General features: G+C 71.4%; 10 protein-coding genes. 2 read left to right on the forward strand and 8 right to left on the reverse strand.

The genetic code is table 11. The features are described from left to right. Positions 1-114 precede the first annotated feature (114 nt). Positions 115-603 (forward strand): hypothetical protein, encoded by a 489-nt coding sequence (locus ACFY2K_RS04805; protein ID WP_387709598.1) that lies wholly within the window; start codon positions 115-117, stop codon positions 601-603. A gap of 79 nt (positions 604-682) precedes the next feature. Here the strand turns inward: ACFY2K_RS04805 and ACFY2K_RS04810 are convergent, their stop codons facing one another. Further along, positions 683-1,069, reverse strand: a complete 387-nt coding sequence (locus tag ACFY2K_RS04810) for an HGxxPAAW family protein (RefSeq protein ID WP_387709599.1) — start codon at positions 1,067-1,069, stop codon at positions 683-685. 100 nt (positions 1,070-1,169) lie between these two features. Between ACFY2K_RS04810 and ACFY2K_RS04815 the strand changes: the two genes are divergently transcribed. After that, a complete protein-coding gene (locus ACFY2K_RS04815) occupies positions 1,170-1,655 on the forward strand; it encodes a MarR family transcriptional regulator (RefSeq protein ID WP_380642660.1) in 486 nt (161 codons plus the stop codon). 88 nt (positions 1,656-1,743) lie between these two features. Here the strand turns inward: ACFY2K_RS04815 and ACFY2K_RS04820 are convergent, their stop codons facing one another. The 7 genes from ACFY2K_RS04820 to ACFY2K_RS04850 all read right to left on the reverse strand — a co-directional run bounded on the left by ACFY2K_RS04820 (position 1,744) and on the right by ACFY2K_RS04850 (position 16,911). Further along, positions 1,744-2,988, reverse strand: a complete 1,245-nt coding sequence (locus ACFY2K_RS04820; RefSeq protein ID WP_380642662.1) for an alpha/beta hydrolase family protein — start codon at positions 2,986-2,988, stop codon at positions 1,744-1,746. Positions 2,989-3,189: 201 nt separating this feature from the next. Beyond that, positions 3,190-3,552, reverse strand: coding sequence for a hypothetical protein (locus ACFY2K_RS04825; RefSeq protein WP_375895463.1), 363 nt, complete (start codon positions 3,550-3,552; stop codon positions 3,190-3,192). Between the two features lie 187 nt (positions 3,553-3,739). After that, on the reverse strand, positions 3,740-4,048 hold the full coding sequence (locus ACFY2K_RS04830; protein ID WP_387709602.1) for a hypothetical protein: 309 nt from the start codon (positions 4,046-4,048) through the stop codon (positions 3,740-3,742). Positions 4,049-4,447: 399 nt separating this feature from the next. After that, on the reverse strand, positions 4,448-4,813 hold the full coding sequence (locus ACFY2K_RS04835) for a hypothetical protein (protein WP_387709604.1): 366 nt from the start codon (positions 4,811-4,813) through the stop codon (positions 4,448-4,450). 80 nt (positions 4,814-4,893) lie between these two features. Then, positions 4,894-5,328, reverse strand: coding sequence for a hypothetical protein (locus ACFY2K_RS04840; RefSeq protein ID WP_387709606.1), 435 nt, complete (start codon positions 5,326-5,328; stop codon positions 4,894-4,896). A gap of 100 nt (positions 5,329-5,428) precedes the next feature. Next, entirely contained in the window at positions 5,429-13,297 is a 7,869-nt protein-coding gene (locus ACFY2K_RS04845; RefSeq protein WP_387709608.1) for a ricin-type beta-trefoil lectin domain protein, read from the reverse strand. Positions 13,298-13,674: 377 nt separating this feature from the next. Continuing rightward, positions 13,675-16,911: a putative bifunctional diguanylate cyclase/phosphodiesterase gene (locus ACFY2K_RS04850; protein ID WP_387709610.1), complete on the reverse strand. Its 3,237-nt coding sequence runs from the start codon at positions 16,909-16,911 to the stop codon at positions 13,675-13,677. Positions 16,912-17,131: the final 220 nt, after the last annotated feature.

Raw genomic sequence — 17,131 nt, forward strand, 5'->3', positions numbered from 1 at the left:
CCGCTGTCGGTGGGACGGCTGCGGCCGGGAGGACGCCCCTGGAGGAGTTCGACGATCTGGTCGGGGGAATGGACCGGACGAATTCCGCTGTCCGGTACTGATCAGGGAGCAACGGTGGACGGTTCGAAGGCCGATCAAGATCTTTGGGCGCTGGTCGTGGCGGCCGAACAGCAGATGGCGAGGGCGCGCGCGGACTTCTACCGGAACGCTGGTTCGCGCCAGGACGTGCTGGCGGCTGCGCTTCGAGGGTCGACCTGGGAACGGGGGGCGGCGCTGGCGTTCCTGCGGAGTCTCCCGGACGATGTGGTCCCGTTGCTCGGGCAGTTGGTCGACGTCTCGATGTCGGTCAAGTGGGCGTCCGCAGCCAAGCGGGCGATTGCGGGTGGGAATCCGGCGGCGGTGAGGCCGGCGGTGCGGCGGCTCGTGGAGGAGCGGCTGCCGGCCGCCGATGCCGACGATTGGCGCCGACTGGTCGAGTTGCTCGACTTCCTGGGCGATCGGGAAGGGGTCCGGGAGCTGGTCGCGCAGGCCGCGACGAACGGCGACCCGGAAATCCGTGAGGTGGGCGAGGACTTCTCGGAGGGGTCGGAGGGGAGCGTGTGACGCCACCCATCGCTACCCGGGGCATGTCGGTCCGACTGTTCCGGGAAGCCTCGCCCCGGCGGCTCGGCCCGGGCGGACCTCAGGCGTTGGCGCGGGCCCGGGGGCGGCCGGGTGCGGGGGTGGGTGTCCCGGGGGTGGGTGCCGCGGTGGTGGCCGGGTGGGGGTGGCGGCGGGCGAGGCGGCAGCCGAGGCAGTGGGGGTGGCCGCCGTTGCGGGCGGTGGGGTCGGGGGTGCGCCAGTGGCGGAGGTGGGGTGGGCGCGGGCCGGTGGGTTTGCCCCAGCCGGCGAGGTGGAGCAGCCAGGCGGCGAGTGCGCCGAGGGCGGTGAGGGCTGCGCCGGCCCAGAGCCCGGGGGGCGAGCCGAGGACGAGGGCCGTGCCGGCGACGGCGAAGCCCGCGGTGGCGAGGGCGGAGCCGGTCCAGCCGGCGACGGTGTGTCCCATGTCGTGGTCACCGTGGGCGCTCATGGATCCTCCTGTGGTGTGAGATGGACGGGTGGCGGTGGACGGCCGGTACCGGTCCGTTTATCTCACGAGATAAGTAACTTAGATGCTAAGGAGATCCTGGGTGAAGGGCAAGCCGCGCCCCCGGGCGACGCCCGAGCAGGCGCTGTACGCGATGGACCGGATGATCGCGTTGGCCCAGTTCGGCCAGCAGGACATCGCCGCCCGGCTCGGGCTCAACGTGACCGACCTGACCTGCCTCGGCTTCGTCATCGAGGCCGCCCTGGCCGGTGAGTCCCTGGCCGCCGGCGACCTCGCCGAGCGCGCCCAGCTGACCACCGGGGCCGTGACCGGCGTCCTCAACCGGCTGGAGAAGGCCGGGTACGCGAGCCGGGAGGCCGACCCCGGCGACCGCCGGCGGGTGCGGGTGGTGATGGCGGACGACGCGCAGCAGCGCATCCTCCAGGTCTACGGACCGTTCTACGAGCGGATCGGCGCGCTGTTCGCCGACTACACGCCGGAGGAGACCGCGGTGATCGCCGACTGGTTCACCCGGGCGCGGGGCGTGCTCGCGGAGTCCCTGGACGAGATCCGGGCCGGGACGCCGTAGTGCGGCGTCCCGGCCCGGTGGTCCCGGTCCGGTGGTCCCGGTCCCCGGTGGGCGGCCGCACCCCCGTGGCGGCCGCCCGTCCTGCTCGTCAGGGGAGGAACCTGACCTCCGGGAACGTCGGCGAGGGCCCGTCGAGGAGGGCGCTGCGGCGGTGGCGGAGGTGGGCGTCGAAGAAGGCGAGCGGGTAGGACTGCTGGATGCGGGTGGAGCGGTCGGCGGGGAGGGTGCCGACCATCTGCTGGATCTGCTCGACGGGGATGCCGAGCAGCGCGCCGAGTTGGGGCATCAGGACGGCCGCGTCCTCGTAGGAGTTGTGGCGGACGCCGTCGGCCTGGATGTTGAGGTGCCAGCCGCGCAGGTGGTTCCAGAAGGTGACGGCGTCCGGGTTCCGGTCGCGGCCGAACTCGGCGGTGATCATCATGAACGGCCGGTCCAGGTCGGTGACGGTGATCGCCGCCATCGGACCGTCGATGGCCAGGCCGGCCCGGACGCGGCGGTCGGCCATGAGGACGGCGGCGGTGGCCGAACCCCCCTTGGACCAGCCGAACATGCCGACGTCGAGCGGGTCGGGGGCGCCGAGGAGGCCCTCGGGAAGTGCCTTCCCGTCGACGTCGGGGTTGCGCCCGGCGGCGAGTTCCTCGATGCAGTCCAGGACGAAGCGGGCGTCGGCGGCGCAGTCGTTCGGGCCGATCCTGGGGGCGCCCTCGATCCACGGGGTGAGCACCCGGCCGTCGGGGAACTCGGTGAACGCGTCCCAGGTGTGGTCGACGGTGACCACGACGTAGCCGTGGCTGGCGAGTTCCTGGACGATGACGGTGTTGACGGCCCGGTGGGCGTGGGCGCCGTGCGAGTAGACGACGACGGGCAGCCGGTGGCCGGCGCGGTGGCCCGGGCGGTGGACGGGTGCGCCCTGGCGGGCGGCGGTGAGCGGGGCGGCGCTGAGCGGGACCTTGTAGCCGGCGTCGTCCAGGAACGCCTTGAGGGCGCCGTCGCTCAGCCAGGGGGCGAGCGGGAGTTCCTCGGCCGCTCGGGCGGGGTACCAGACGCTGGCCATCAGCTCGCGGTACCGGCCGGGGCCGGCGAACGGGTCCGGCCGGGAGGTGTCGCGCAGGTGCAGGGCGACCGTGCCGATGCGGTGCGGGCCGGTGGGCGCGGGCAGGGTGAGCCGGCCGGGCGTCGGGCTGCCCGGGGTCGGGCCGCCCGGAGTGGTGGGGGCATCGGCCCGGGCGGTGGAGGCCAGACCGAGCGGGGCGGCGGCGCCCAGGGCCAGCGCGGTGCCCAGCATGCGACGGCGGGTCAGTCCGGTGGGGCCGGTGAACGGCGTGGTGTCCATGCGGAGGACGCTGTCACGGGGCGCGGGGGAGCGGCATCAGCCCGCCGGTTGATCTCCGGGCAGGGCGCATTGGTCCACGGGTTTACATCCCCGGGCTGATGCGCGGGCGAGGCCGGAACGTGCCGGAGCCCGGGCGCACGGTGGGTCTCCGTGCGCCCGGGCTCCGGGGTGTCGATCAGCTCTTCCGCCGTGCGGGGAGGCTCAGTTGAGGACCACGACGTCGGTGCGCATCGGCAGCGAACTGCCCCAGGCGATGTCGATCTTGAAGGTCACGATCCCGTTGCCGGGGGCGATGCTCGACACCTGGAAGGCGGCGGCGCCCACGAAGCGGTTCCCGTTGGAGTCGATCTCGGAGGCGGTGATCACGACGGTGGAGTCGATCCCGATGACGTTCCAGGACAGCTGGAGGTTGAACGTCCCGTGCGAGGGGGTCCAGGTCCACCAGGCCCGGTTCACGGTGCCGACGTTGCCGCCGATCGCCGCGAGGTCCTGGCCGTGGCCGGTGGGCTGCGAGTGGCCCGCGATCTGCGGGATCTCGGAGGCGGAGGATTCGACTGCGGTCATGGCGTCACTCCTTGCGCCGGGAGAGCCCCCACGAGCTCTCCGGATGCTTCGAGTGTCGGTCAGTGTGCGGAGCTTCGACAATCACTCGTGAGAGTGAACTCACCTGGAATGTCGGCGAGTTGGCGTGCACAGCGGTCAGGTTTCATTGGGAGGTGTCGACTCGTTGGGGCGGGCGGATTCCTTGGCGCTATTCGCCCGGGACGATGCTCCGGTGCTCCTCGCCGGTGTCGAAGTACCGGTCCAGATAGGCGTCCCCGTCCAGCCCGCTGTCCCGCAGCAACGAGAACACCTCGTCCCTGTCGCCCGGCCGCCCGTCGGTGGCCAGCCGGTACGACTGCGCGAAGTCGAGGTGGCGGACCCCGTTGTCGCTCGCGTAGCGGCGGGCCTCCTCGTCCGCCCGCGCGATCGCCTCCTCCGTGGACTCCGCCCGCCACAGCGTCAACCGCTCCTCGTAGCAGCGCCCCCCCGAGGCCTCCCAGCGGAACACGCACCGCACCGCGTACCAGTCCTTCTTCGTCGCTGCTATGCCCTCTCCCTCCCCGATCTGCCGAACCCCGCCGTGGATGTGCGGGCCGGGTCACTTCTGCTTCTTGACGTCCTCGATGAAGCTCCGGATGCCGTCGATGGTCGCGACCCAGCCGAGGACGGAGGCGAGCCCCCGGCCGATGGCGAGGAGGGCGGAAACGATGAACTCCATGATGTCCTTCAGTGGTGGTGCTGGGTTCCGGCCGTTCCGGCGCCCGGTGAGGGTGAGCTTCGGGTGCTCGCCGAGCCGGAAGCCCAGCAGTGCGGTGTCGTTGTGGAGGGCCAGGTACCGGCTGCCGGCGCCTGGAGGTCGATGGTGTGCAGCGGCGGGGACCAGGGGTCCAAGCCGATGAATCGGGCGTGCATCTCGTCAATTTCCTTGTGCGTGTGCCGTCCGGCGGCCCGGGAGGAGCCTGCGGAACCACCCCGCCCGGGTTTCGGATTCCCGCCCCGACCGGGTCAGTTCCGGATAGGCGTCGTCGGGTCGGTTGTGTCCGGTGTCGAGATCCTCGCCGCCCGGGGTGGACACCCAGCCGTGGGCGGCCCAGACCGATATGCCGTCGTTCGTCACCTGGACGGTGAAGGGGAATTCGGCGGCGGACGGCTCCTTGCTGTGCACGACGAACGTGTCGCCGGGCTCCATCCAGAAGTCGCTGCCCTCGGGTTCGAGCATCATTTCCGTGCGCCGGTCACTGCGGTTCTCGATCGCGACCTTGAATTCCACCAGGTGCTCCATTGCGCCAGTTTCGCATGGCACGGTCCGGAAGTGCTCCGGAATCTCAGCGAGTTCAGTGATGGCAGTGGGCGAGCGCCGTCTCAGGCCTCGCGCGCGGCGACCCGAATCCTTTCGATGTCGGCGACCAGGGCTTCCACCCGCTTGTTCACCTTCGACCCCCAGCCGTAACCGGCCAGCAACGGCAGCTGGTCGGACTTTCCGCCGACGAGCACCAGTGCGGGGAGGTCGGAGGAGAAGAGCGTGCCCGGGAGCGTGGCGCACTCCACCCTCTCGATCTCGGACCATTCGTACGACCGTGCCCGGAGCAGTCCCGAGTACTTCAGTCCCTTCGGTCCGAAGGAAACCCCGTACATCGGAGCACGAACTGTCAGGAACAGTGCGGGAACTCCGGTGAGGACGATCGGGATCAGGTCGTCGACCCGGTTGGCGAACGCGGCCGTGGAGATTGCGACCAGGGCGCACACGATCCCGATCAGGAAGTAGACGACTGCCCAGGGACTGCGCCGTTTCTGCATGGTGTTACCCCTGTCACGTTGTGCGCCGGGGCGCCGTCCGGAGATCGGACGGCGCCCCGACAGGTTGGCTCAGCGGATCAATGCCCACTGATCGAACAATCTAGAAGTGGAACGGCTTGAAGAAGAAATTCAGCACCGCGGGAACCAGAGTGGCGAGCGTGTAGCCGCCGAACACCGGTTGGATGGAACTCTTCGGCGCCACCGGGCTCGTCCGGAGGCTCCAGACCGGCTTGCTCCAGGGCTTGAACGCCCGCCGGGTCTCCCGCCAGCGGGACCAGCCGCCGAGCGCGGCGTTACGGCCGGCGGCCGAAATGCCGAAACTCATCGCGGTGAAGATGCCGTCCGCGGCGTTGGCACGCCACGTACGACGCCAGCCGCCGCCTTCGGAGGCGCGCTGCTGGGCCCGGACGCCGTACGCGGCGCCCTGCATACCGGCACAGGCCGCCCAGCCGACGGCGGGGACCAGGCAACCGGCGGTGGCCCCGACGGTGGCGATGGTACCCCGGTTGTCCTTGACGAACTTGCCGACCGCCTTGGCCTGCCGGGCGCCCCGGCAGGACCCGTTCGGGTTCTTGCCGATCAGGCAGACCCGACCGTCGAGGTCGTAGTTGTTGATCGGGTCGCCGAAGCCGTACTCGTAGGCGTTGGCGCTCCCGCCCGCGACCGGGTCGGTGGACAGGAAGCGTCCCGTGGCCGGGTTGTAGAGGCGGACGCCCATCAGGACCAGGCCGTCCTGGGCCTCGGCGGAGCGCTGCTTGCCGCCGAGCCATCCGTAGCGGGTGGCGGGCTGGCCGGCTGCCGCGTTGCCGTACTCGTCGGCATCGAGGAGGACCGGCTTGGTCAGGGCGGTGTCGGTGGTCAGGACGACCGAGCCGAACAGGTTGGTGAGGTGGAGCTTGGTCTCGCCCTTGTCCGTGACCGTGGCGGCGAGGTCGCCGCCTGAGCCCGGGACGTAACGGGTCCAGGCGCCGGTGGCGGGGTCCTCGATGATCCAGCGCGGGCTGTCGCCCTCGTCACCGTAGTGGTTGAGCTTGGTGGCGGTGGTGGCCCAGCTGCCGTCGGCCTGCTTCTTGGCGGTGCTGCTGCCGTTGAGGCGGCCGATCGGGTCGAGGGTCCAGGTCTGCCGGGTGTCGGCGGTCTCCTGGGAAGCGACCAGATCATTGACCCGGTAGCCGATCGAGGTGCCGGCCGGGGTCTTCACCGTGCGGCCGAACGCGTCGTACTGGTAGCCGGGGTCGGTGATCCGGTCGGCGCTGTCGTAGGTGGACGTGGTGGTCGTGGCGCCGGCGGTGGTGCAGCTGCCATCGCCGGCCGGTCCGGAGACCGCCTTGGCCGTGCGGTTGTAGTGGTTGTCGTAGGTGTAGACCCGGGTGGTGCAGCCGCTGCCCGTGCTGCCGTGCTCCGCCTTGACCAGGCGGCCGAGGCGGTCGTAGCCGTAGCTCTTGCTGCCGGTGCCGGTGCTGTCCTTGACGACCTGGCCCTGGGTGGAGACCTCGTTGGTCTGCGACCAGACCACCGCGCCGTCGGAGGCCCGGGTGTAGCTGCGGGCGACAGCCTTGCCGGAGGCATTGAGGGTGTCCTTGCGGACGATGCCGCCGGGGTAGGTCTGCTCGACGAGCTGCCCGTCCGGGCTGTACTTGGCGGTGAACTCGCCGGCCTTGCTGTCGGTCACCGAGGTGAGCAGGCCGCGGGGTTCCTTGGCCCGGTCGTAGGTGAAGGACAGTGCGCCGGTGGGGTCGGTGACCTTGACCGGCTTGCCGAACTTGTCGTACTCGGTGGTGGTGGTTGCGCCGTCGCCGTCGGTGTAGGAGACGGTGCGCCCGAGGGCGTCGCGGACCGTGGTGACCGACTGGCCGCCCGTGGTGACCTTGACGGGCCCGCCGGTGGCGGGGTCGTACGTCGTGTCGGACTTCGGCAGGGCCGTGCCCTCGTCACCGGTCGTCTCGGTGGAGAGCGGACGGTCGACCTCGTCGTACACCGTCACGGTCTTGCGGTTCTTGCCGGCGTTGGTCTCGACGACCTCCTCCGGCTTGCCGCCGCGCGAGTACCGGGTGACCTGCTTGCTCGGCAGGGTGGTCGGCATCCGTGCGGAGTCCGCGCCGGTGACGGCCGCGCCCGGGGAGGTGCTGCAGACCAGGCCGGCCCACTCCGGGCGGTTGGCGCAGGCCGGGGCGGCCGGGTTGGCGCCGGCCGTGTAGTACGCGGTCTTCACGGTGCCGGCGTCCGCGGCGTCGTTGCCCGGGACCCGGGTTTCGACGGTGCGGCCCTGGGCGTCGTAGCTCGTGGTGCTGGTGAGCTTGGCGCCGAGCGCGTCGGTGGTGGCCGAGGTGGGCTTCTTCAGTGCCCAGCCGGAGGTGCCGCCGATCGGGGTGCCGTACCCGTTCTTGGTGACGCGCAGCTCCACGTCGTCGGCGTAGCCGTCGATGCGGGCGCCGTCGGTGGCGGTGGTGACCAGGTGGTAGGTCTGGCCGTCGGGCTTGCCTTCGTCGTAGGTGTTGGTGTTGTGGTCCCGGGCGACGACCGGGGTGCCGGCCGGGAGGGTCGGGTTGACGGTGGTCTTGGTCAACGTGACGGTGTCGACGCCGGTGTGGAAGCGCTCGCCGCCGCTGGCGGTATTGGTGTTGACCAGGGTGAGCTTGAGCTCGTGGTCGCCACGTGCGAGGTGCACCGACTGGCCGACGGTGAACGGGGCGATCGCGGCGGTCGCACTGTAGGTGTCGATCGGCTGGCCGACGTTCTGGCCGTTGATCGCCCACTGGACGACGCCGTGGTCGCTGTTCTTGGTGAGCTGGCCGGAGAGGACGTAGTCGCCCTCCTCGGGGACGCTGACCCGCATGCTGTCGAACGCGCCCGCCGCTGTGCCGCGGACGGCCAGCTGGGCGCCGCCGGACCAGGTCAGGCCACAGCAGTCGTTGTCGACCTGGACCTTGGTGTTGGTGCCGAGCTGCGGGAGCTTCTCGGCCTCTGCGGTCACGGCGACCGGGGCGGTCTGGCCGTTCACCTGCTCGGCGAGCGCCGCGCGGTAGACCGGGCCGAGGGTGTCCGCCACGTCCAGCCCGTCGGCCGTGTAGACGGTCCGCGAGTCCAGCAGACGGGCGCGGGCTGCCGAGTCGGCGGGCAGGTTCAGCTCGGCCGCGTACTTGTCGGCGTCCGGGAGGGTGCCGAGCGCGATGGAGCGGTTGGTGGCCTCCAGGGTCCGCACGGCGTGGCCGTAGCGGTCGTACTCCTTGGTGTCGATGTCACCGCCGGGGGTGACGGACGGAGTGGCGATGTTGACCTCGTTGCCGGAGGCGTTGAGGTAGTGGACGCTGGCGGGCTTGTAGCCGTCCGGGCCGGGCTTGGCAGCCGTGGCCGTGCTGGTGCCCGGGTCGTCCTCGGGGTCGAAGACGGCGGTGGCGTCGGTGGGGGCGTCGGTCTGCGCCCACTTGGCCACGTCCGGGCCCGACATCTCGTACGGGCCACCGGCGCCGCGGGTCAGCGGCACGTCGTAGACGACGGTGGTGGCGGTCTCCCCGGTGACCTGGTCCTTGGAGCCCTGCGCCAGCGCGGCGCGCCGCACCTTGAGCAGGCGACCCGGGTCCTGGTCGGTGGCGGCCTTGCCGTAGTCGAAGTTCCACGGCAGTGCACCGGCCGGGGTGGCCCGCGTGAGGTGCCCGGCGTCGTCGTAGCCGTAGGTGGTCTTCAACGGGCTGGCCAGGCGCGGGTTCCAGGCCTCGGCCAGGCGGCCCCGGCTGTCGTACGCGTAGTGGGCGACCTCGACCGCCTCCTGCTTGGAGGTGGCCGGGTTCCACGACCAGGCCTTCACGGCGCGCACCCGGTCCAGGTAGTCACCCGGGGTGGTCGCGGTGGCCGTGGTCACCTTGGCGTAGTCGTACTCCAGGACCTTGCAACCGCGTGGCAGCGGGTCCACCGTGCAGCCGTTGGTGTCGTCCACGCCCGGCTCGACCGCCGGGATGACGCGCTTGACCAGCGAGCGGCCGTCGGTGGTGTCGTACTGGAACCGGGTCGTCGAGCTGGCCTCCGGGCCGGTCTCGCTGACCACCTGGTAGATGTTCGAACCGGCCTGGCGGGCGAAGACGGTCTTGGAGCCGTCCAGCTCGGTCAGCTCGTAGGTGGTGCCGGCGGTCTGGACGTCCCAGACCTGGTTCGGGCCCGCCCAGCAGGCCCAGATCGTGCCGCCCTGGTAGGCGTCCAGGCACTTGCCCGAGTGACGGTTCACCACCGTGTTGTCGGGGCGGACCTCCCACTGCTGGTTGTCGCCGCCGTTGCAACCCCACAGCGCGAGCGGGGTGTTGTCGTTGAGCTGGCCCCACGGGTTGTCCAGGCAGTAGCCCAGCACCCGCAGGGTGAGGTCGTCGCCGCGGGTCCACTGCTGGTTGGTGCCACCGGTGCACGGAGCGGACTGCAGCCGCGCGCCGTTGCCGGCGGCGCCGTTCGGCACCTCCAGGCACTGGCCCGAGGTGGAGAGCACGACCGCGCCGGACTTGGCCGGGACGGCCTTCAGCGTCAGGGACTCGGCGCCGGGCTCCGGGAAGAACGTTCCGTCGTTGCCCTTGGCGAAGGTCAGCGAGCTGTCGTCGTTGCCCTTGATCTCGACCAGGTCGGACTGCGGGAAGGAGAGCGAACGCAGCTCCGACCCGGTGCCCGCGTCGGGGCCGCCGGCCCACTGCGGGCCGAAGGGGGCGACGAGCTCCTTGAGCGACAGGTCGTCGAAGAAGACCTCCTTGCCGCTGCCGCCCGCGTTGCCGTTGTAGAGGCGGAACCAGGCCTCGGTGGCGTCGGCCGGGACGACCATGTCGACGGTCAGCTGCTGCCAGCCGTCGGTGAAGGACGCCTTCGGCGAAGCGGTCTCGCCGTAGCCGGCCGGGGTGCGGTAGACGCCGACCATCCGCAGGCCGCGGTTGGCCAGCGGGTTGTCCAGGCCGGTGGCACCGGGGACGTAGATCCAGCCGGTCAGCCGGTAGGTGCGGCCGGGCTTCATGCCCTGGCCCAGGGTGTACTCGGGGCCGAGCGCGGCGAAGGAGTCCCAGCCGGAGGCGGCCGGGGTGATCAGCAGCGAGTCGGTCGAGCTGTCGTGGCCGCGCGCCGTGGAGCGGGTGACCGTGGCCTGACCCGGGGTGAAGCCCGTGGTGTCGGTGCCGATCTGACGCTGGTTGACGCTGAGGCGCTCGCCCTGGGGCTGCCAGCCGCGCGCGAGGTCGCGCGAGGAGGCGGTACGGCTCACCGACATGCCGAACTCGCCGGCATCGGTGGTGCTGGTGGTGTAGTCACCGGTGAGCAGGTTCACCGTGCCCGGGCCCACCGCGGTGGTGGCCGCGCCGTCGGCGTTGCGGTCCACCGTCATGGTGTTCCAGACGGTGGTGTAGCCGTTGCCGGAGCCGTCCTCGGGGAACAGCACGGCCCGGACCTGGACGACGCCGCCGACCTGGCCGAGGGTGTCGAGCACGTTCCAGTTGGCGTGCGGGCCGAGGTCCGCGAGGCGCGGCTTGTCCTCGGTGACCGGGGTGTTGTCCGCCTTGGTGAGGTTGGTGCGCGGGACGTTGTACTCGGTGGCCCCGGGGCCGCGGCGGTACTGGTAGACGACTCGCTTGAACTGGGTCTGGGCGTCGACGGAGAGCTTGACGCGCTTGGCCGACTGGGTGCCGTTGACCGGCGAGCTGATGCCCGCCTGGCCGACCTGGAACACGTACGTCGCCGGCGGGGACAGGTTGCCCGCACGGTCCTTGGACTGCACGCTGAGCACGCGCCGGCCCTCGGTGGTCGGCGTGATCGACGTGGTCAGGGCGCCGGTAGCGGCGACGGTCACCGGGGTGCCGCCGTCCAGGGTGTAGACGTAGGCCGCGGTGTCGTCGGTGCCCGGGGCGGGCGAGAAGGTGAACGAACCCGCCTGGTTGGCGGTGCCGTGCCAGAGGCCGTCGGCCGGGTAGTCGGCCGAACTCACGAACGGCGTACCGGGCTTGACGGTGTCGACGACGAAGCTCGTGCCGACCCAGCCGGACATGGACCGCTCGTCCGCGACCCGTGCCCAGATCGCGTACGACGCGCCCTCGTCGAGCTTGGCGATGCCGAGGTCGGCCGGGGTGATCTGCGCGTAGGTGTTCGCCGGGACCTTGCGGTAGATGCCGGTCTGGTACGAACCGTTGCGCCACAGGTCGAAGTTGACCCCGACCTCGCCGCCGTCCGGATCGGCCGCGAGGACCTGGAACCGGGGCGTCGCCGAGTTGGTGTAGCGCGGGCTGCCCTGCTGCGACGGCAGCACGTCGACCACGGAGGGCGTCGGCGGGACCGAGTTGTAGGTCACCGAGATGAAGGGCGGCCAGTTGCCCTCGGCGGAGCTGAACCGCTTCCAGGACAGGCTGCTGGACTCGTCGGCCGCCTTGAGGGCGAAGCCGTACTCGTTGTAGCCGTACCCGGAGAAGTACCGGATCATTTCGGTGACGTCGGCCTTGGCCCAGAAGTTGCCGGCGCTGTCGTAGCAGTCGTGGTTGTCACCGTCGCCCGCCACGTCGTACGTGTCGTTCGAGGTGGCCCACTTGCGCTCCATGGCCGGCTGGTTGCCCCAGCGGGTCCACCAGGCGGCGCCGGGCGCGTTCCAGACCTCCCACTGCTTCGGGGTGCAGGACGAGGAGTGGTAGTTGGCGACGTTGAGGGTGGCGCCCAGGATCTGCTTGCCGTTGAACGAGCCGCCCGGGATGGTCAGGAAGGACCTGGCCACGACCTTGCCGTCGTAGCTGCCCAGCTTGAGGTCGGTCGACGCGGAGGCGTCGATGTTCTCGTTGGTCTGGACGTAGGTGTCGAAGGTCGTGCCGACGTCCACCACCGGGTCGATGGTGACCGGGAACGTGGTGTTCCGGTCCGCCAGGAAGGCGGCGTCCGGGGTGAACACCAGCTCGGTGTCGGCGCCCTGGCCGCGCAGCTGCATCGTCACCGCGCCGCGGTTCAGGTGCTCCTGGGAGGCCGGGTCGACGGTGGCGTCCCACATCACCGGGGCCGGGATGCGGACGACGGTCCTGCCGTTCGGCTTGTCGAGCAGCTGGATCGAACCGTCCTGCTGCGGGGCGACGGTGAGGCCGGTGGTGTCGAGCGGGATCGTCACGGTGCCGGTCTGCGCGACGGCGGCGCGGTCCTTGACGATCAGGAACTGCTCGAAGCCGGTCCGGGTGGCCTCCAGGACCAGGTCGACGCCGGGGCGGGCGTCGACGTAGGTGGCCTTGTTGCCGTCCAGCTTGGGCTTGGGCAGCTTGCCGAGCCAGCCGAACTTGACCTCCTGCTCACCGGTGCCGATCTTGACCAGCTCGCGCTCGGCGGGCTTGGCGTCGGTGGGCTGTGGGGCGGCCGGCTGAGGAGCCGCGGCCGGGGCCGCGGCGGCGCGGGCGCCGTTGCGGGAGGCCCGGGTCGGGTCGGCCGACGCGGAGGCGGACGGGGACGCCGACGGGGACGCCGAGGGCGAGGCCGAGGCACTCGCGGAGGGCGTCGGGGTGGGAGCCGTCGTGGGCGTCGCGGTGGATCCGGAGGTCGGCTGAGCGGTCGTCGGAGCCGCCGTCGGGGCCGTGGTCGGAACCGCCGTCGGTGCGGTCGTCGGAGTGGCCCCCGGCAGGCTGTCGCCCACCGTCACCCCGGCGTCGCCGCCCTCGAAGACGACCCCGCCCGGGTGGGCCTTCGGCGTGACCTTGCCGTCGGGCGTCTGCACCAGGCTGGTGTCGACGGGCACCCAGGCATCGCCGGACTTCATCCGGATCGGCCCGGTGGACCGGTCGGAGGTGAGGGTGCCGTCGGGGTTCGCCCACAGGGTGGTGAACTCGGTGCGGGCGCCGGTGACTTCGATCCGCCGCTTCTGGAGCCGGGCGGACAGCAGCGCGGACGCCTCGTCGGGCGCCTCGGTGGTGGGCTCGACCGGGGGGACGGCGGGAGTGGGCGCGGCGACCGCGGGGGTCGCCGCGATCGCGTCCACCGCGACGCCGGCCTGCACCAGTAGACCGAGCGTCAGGATCGCGGCTATTCGCCGTGTCCTGCGCGTGGAGAAGGCCCCGTCCGTGGAACCGGACGAGGCCAGAGACCGTCGTGACATCAAGACTCTCTCAAGAGATTGCCATTGTTGGTAAAGGCTTCTTCGAAGCCGAACGACAATCTCTCATTCCTGATAGATCCCTGATGACCAGCCGGGATGAAGATTCCGTAACGGATCGCCTACGTGCGGTACTGGTTAGTGGTGATTTGCCGGAAAAAGGACGATCTATTGAGCGGGCGTCAGAGGGTTTCGGCGACGAACTCGGATTGTTGTTTGCTGGTACTTTTCTGGGACATTGCCTTGTTGACGGGGTATCTGATGACGCCGGCTCGTCCGCTTCAGGCCGGCTCGAAGGTGGTGCGCCGGACCAGGGCGCGGGCCTGGGCGCCGTCCATGGGGTGGGCGAAGAGGTAGCCCTGGCCCAGGGGGCAGCCCATGGCGGCGAGCAGGTCGCGTTGGTCGGGGTGTTCGATGCCCTCGGCGATGACCTGGACGCCGAGGGTGTCGGCGATCCGGGTGATGCCCTCGACCAGGGCGTACTGCTGGGCGGAGAGGCCGAGCCCGTCGATGAAGGACTTGTCGATCTTCAGCAGGGAGATCGGGAACTCCCGCAAGTAGGAGAGCGAGGAGTAGCCGGTGCCGAAGTCGTCGATGGCGAGGCCGATGCCGAGGTCGCCGAGGACGGCCATGTCGGCGCGCAGCCGGTCGTCGCGGCGCATCAGGACGGATTCGGTGAGTTCCAGGACGAGGGTGCGCGGGTCGATGCCGGAGGTGTCCAGGGCGTGCCGGACCACGTCGACGAAGCCGGCGTCGCGGAACTGGCGGGCGGAGACGTTGACGTTGACGCGCAGCGGGGGGCGGCCGGTGGCGGAGCGGGCGGCGGAGCTCGCGGAGTGCCAGGCGGCGGCCTCCTCGGCGGCGCGTTCGAGGACCCAGGCCCCGAGCGGGACGATCTGGCCGCTCTCCTCGGCGAGGGCGATGAACTCGTCGGGCAGCACCATGCCGCGCTGGTCGTGCGGCCAGCGGACGAGGGCCTCGAAGGCCACCAGGTCGCCCGTGCGCAGGTCGACGATCGGCTGGTAGTACAGCTGGAAGGCCGATTCGGCGATGGCGGAGTCCAGGTTCTCGTTCATCTCGTGCCGCTCCACCATCCCGGTCTGCAGGGCGGGCCGGTAGTGGCACCACTGGCGGCGGCCGGCCGCCTTCGCCGAGTAGAGCGCGAGGTCGGCGTGGGCCAGCAGCTCGGCGGAGTCCACGCTGTCCTCGGTGGTGGACACCCCGATGCTGGCGCTGACCCGGACGGCGCCGGCGCTGAGCTTGAACGGTTCGGTGAACACCGCGAGCACGCCGGCCGCGATGGTGTCCACGTCGCTCGGGCACGACGCGTCCTCGACCAGGACGGCGAACTCGTCGCCGCCGAGCCGGGCCGCGGTGTCGGAGCTGCGCAGCGCGGTGGAGACCCGCAGCGAGACGGCGACCAGCAGTTCGTCGCCGACCGCGTGGCCCTGGGTGTCGTTGACCACCTTGAAGTCGTCCAGGTCGATGAACAGCACCCCGGTGACGGCGCCGCTGCGCTCGCCGCGGGAGAGCGCGTGGCCGACCCGGTCCTGGAACAGCACCCGGTTGGCGAGGCCGGTCAGCGAGTCGTGGAAGGCCCGGTGGGTCAGCTCGCGCTCCATCTGGCGCTGCTCGGTGACGTCGCGCAGGGTGAGCACCAGGCCGCCGACGGTCGGGTCGTCGCGCAGGTCGGTGTAGCGGACCTCGGCCTCGATCGGGGTGCGGTCCTGGCGCAGCAAGCGCCAGTGCTCGCGCGGCTGGTCGCCGCGGGGCGGCTCGGCGGAGCCGCGCATCCGGGCCAGCGCGCCGCCGACCTCCCGGCTGTCCTCGGGCGGGACGAGGTCGGTCAGCCGGGTGCCGTTCAGGTCAGGGTGGCCCAGGACGCGCTCCGCGGAGGAGGAGGCGTAGCGGATGCCGTCGTCGGCGTCCAGGATCAGGATGACGTCGCTGGCGTTCTGCACCAGGGCGCGGAAGTACAGCTCGCTGTTGCGGCGGGTGACCTCCTGGCTCAGCACCACGCGCTCCACGGCCAGGGCGGCCTGGGCGGCGAGGATCTCCAGCGAGCCCCAGAGGCTGGTCAGTTCCTGCTCGGTGCCGGTGACGACCAGGGCGCCGATGAGCGGGTCGCCGGAGGGGCGTTCGGCCAGCATCAGCGGGCTGACCAGGGCGGCGGGCATGCCGCCGAGGTGAGCGGGGAGGTCGTCGGAGCCGACGGGCAGCAGGCGGGTCTCGCGGTGGGCGGCGAGGCGGGCGAGGGCTTCGCCGTGCTCGTCGTGGTCGCGCTGGGCGTCGCGGTCGTCCCGGTCGTCCCGGTCGTCGTGGTCACGCCGGTCGTCCCGGTCGTCCCGGTCGTGCCCGGTGGTCGGCGAGGCGGCGTCCCGGCGGTCGTCCTTGTGGTTGCCGGCCCGGCGGACGTGCAGCACCCCTGATTCGGTGACCGCGAGCAGGGCGACGTGCCCCCGCTCGGCGGGCATCAGGGTCGCGGCGGCGGACTGGACGGCGTCGGCGACCTCCGCCACGGTGACGGCGGCGGTCAGCCGCGCGCCCGCCTCGCGCAGCGTCCGCTCCCGGGCCACCGCCTCGCGGCGGGCGACCACCACCACGGCCAGCCGGGCCAGCACCAGCAGGTAGAGCAGGGCGGAGAAGGCGCCGATCACGCCCGCGTTGCTGGTGTTCCCGGCCAGGGACTCGATGATCAGCATGCCGGGAGCGATCAGCGAGGCGAGGGTCAGCAGGGTGAGCCGGCCGGCGGAGAGGTCCGGCTGCTGGGTGGGGACGGGCCGGGTCAGCTCGACCATCGAGGGGTGCAGGGCGGCCGCGCCCCAGGCGGTGTAGAAGGCGGCCCAGCCGAGTTCGACCCCGGTGCCGATCCGCCAGGTGCCGTGCAGCTGGATCAGCCCGTAGAGGATGTCGGAGGTGAGCAGGCCCAGGGCGCCGACGGTGAGCAGTTGCAGCGAGCGGGAGTTGCCGCCGCGCGGGGTCAACAGCCGTAGCAGCAGGGCGAGGACGACCACGTCGCCGAGCGGGTAGGCGATCGAGACGGCCTTCTGGATCCAGCTGAGGTCCGGGTTCCGGGCGTACGGGAGGATCAGGTAGATCCAGACCAGCAGGGCCAGGCCGAGGGTGATGATCAGGGCGTCCAGCAGGCCGGCGCGGTCCTGGCGGGCGGTGCGCCAGCGGATGAAGCCGACCAGGCCGACCGCGTAGAGCAGGAACTCGGCCAGGTAGAAGCCGTCGGCGACGGACGGGAACGGGTTGTTCAGGTGCAGGATGTCGAGCTGCAGGGCCTGGACCGCCTCGCCGGTGGTGAAGCTGAGGTTGGCCAGTGCCAGGACGTACCAGGACGTCGGGTGGCGGGGTCGGTTGAGCCGGACGCCGACCACCACGGCGGCGACGCCGCCGAGGCCCATGCCCGTCCACCAGATGATCCGCAGCCCGGGGTCGGCGAAGTAGATGCCGGTGAACAGCACCATCCAGAGCAGGTAACAGACCATCAGGCGTTGTCGCCGGCGAGTCAACGAGGCTACCTCCTCCGCGACACCACCCCGCCGGTCGGGCGGGGGAGTTCGGGCGAGGGCGGGTCTTGCGGACGGCCCTCCGGGGCCGGTCGGCCCACGGGGGAGAGGCGTCCGGCGGGCTGTGCGACGGACGTTGTAGGAGTCCCCTGAGTGCGTATAGTCGGAAATGTCGCACCTCCCAGCATTCTGCCGCTTCAGCACGAGGTCAAGCCGGTGGACG

Origin of the sequence: Kitasatospora sp. NPDC001309, from assembly GCF_042896295.1 — a bacterium.
In the GTDB taxonomy this organism is placed as follows: Bacteria; Actinomycetota; Actinomycetes; order Streptomycetales; family Streptomycetaceae; genus Kitasatospora.

Excerpts from the sequence above, each read along its gene's own strand:
- ACFY2K_RS04810 (WP_387709599.1), bottom strand. The coding sequence starts at position 1,069 with ATGAGCGCCCACGGTGACCACGACATGGGACACACCGTCGCCGGCTGG.
- ACFY2K_RS04820 (WP_380642662.1), bottom strand. The coding sequence starts at position 2,988 with ATGGACACCACGCCGTTCACCGGCCCCACCGGACTGACCCGCCGTCGC.
- ACFY2K_RS04825 (WP_375895463.1), bottom strand. The coding sequence starts at position 3,552 with ATGACCGCAGTCGAATCCTCCGCCTCCGAGATCCCGCAGATCGCGGGC.
- ACFY2K_RS04835 (WP_387709604.1), bottom strand. The coding sequence starts at position 4,813 with ATGGAGCACCTGGTGGAATTCAAGGTCGCGATCGAGAACCGCAGTGAC.
- ACFY2K_RS04840 (WP_387709606.1), bottom strand. The coding sequence starts at position 5,328 with ATGCAGAAACGGCGCAGTCCCTGGGCAGTCGTCTACTTCCTGATCGGG.